This is a genomic window from Streptomyces cinereospinus (genome assembly GCF_042430725.1).
In the GTDB taxonomy this organism is placed as follows: domain Bacteria; phylum Actinomycetota; class Actinomycetes; order Streptomycetales; family Streptomycetaceae; genus Streptomyces; species Streptomyces cinereospinus.
The window spans coordinates 1-842 of record NZ_JBHMCY010000206.1; the positions used below are offsets into that span (position 1 = coordinate 1).

The following is an 842-nucleotide window of genomic DNA, read 5'->3' on the forward strand; positions in this document are numbered from 1 at the left end:
GGGTGACGGGGTACTGGGGGGTGAGGTGGCCGACGTTTGCGGCGCGGGTGCCGTCGGGGCCGCGTTGGAGGACGCCGTCGCCGAGGACCGGTGGCGGGGTGGGCGGCAGTGCGGTCCGCGGGTCGGCGCCGGTGGCGGTCATCCGCTGGTCCCGGGCGGCGGCGTCCTGGGGGTCGAGGACGCAGATGACCTGTCCCAGCGCCATCGACATGCCGATCGCGTGCTGGACGTGCTCGCTGCGTTCGGAGGTGTAGGTGTCCAGCAGGGCCGGGTCGGCGTGCCCGTCGAGGACGAGGTCCAGTTTCCAGGCGAGGTTGATCGCGTCGCGCATCCCGGAGCACATGCCCTGCCCGGCGAACGGGGGCATCTGGTGGGCGGCGTCCCCGGCCAGGATCAGCCTGCCCTCACGCCACCGGTCCACCCAGCGCGCCTGGAACGTGTAGACGGTGTGCCGCTCGATCGTGGTGTTCTGCGGCGTGCGCCCCCACGGCTCCAGCAGCCGCCACGCCGTCTCCGGCGTGTTCAGCTCCGCCACACTCTCGTGCGGCAGCCGCATGAACTCCCAGCGGCGCCGCCCGGGACCGCCGGAGACGATCGTGGTGGGCCGCTGGGGGTCGCACAGCTGCCAGTTCATCGGCGACCACTCCGCCTCCTCGTGCGGGAGCGTGTCCACGATCAGCCAGTCGTAGAAGAACCCGAGGTCGGTCACGGACGTGGCCATCCCGGAACGCACGAAACTGTTCGCCCCGTCCGCACCGATGACATAACGGGCCCGGACCTCCCCCACACCGCCGCCGGCGTCGGTGGCGTCGGTGGTGTTGGCGGGATCGCCGGCGTCGGTG

Annotated in this window: 1 protein-coding gene; it reads right to left on the minus strand. The window is 72.4% G+C overall.

Annotated features, from left to right (window positions below; translation table 11 throughout):
* Positions 1-842, minus strand: an 842-nt coding sequence (locus ACFF45_RS35515) for an FAD-dependent monooxygenase (RefSeq protein ID WP_381351175.1), incomplete at both ends; no start/stop codon positions are given.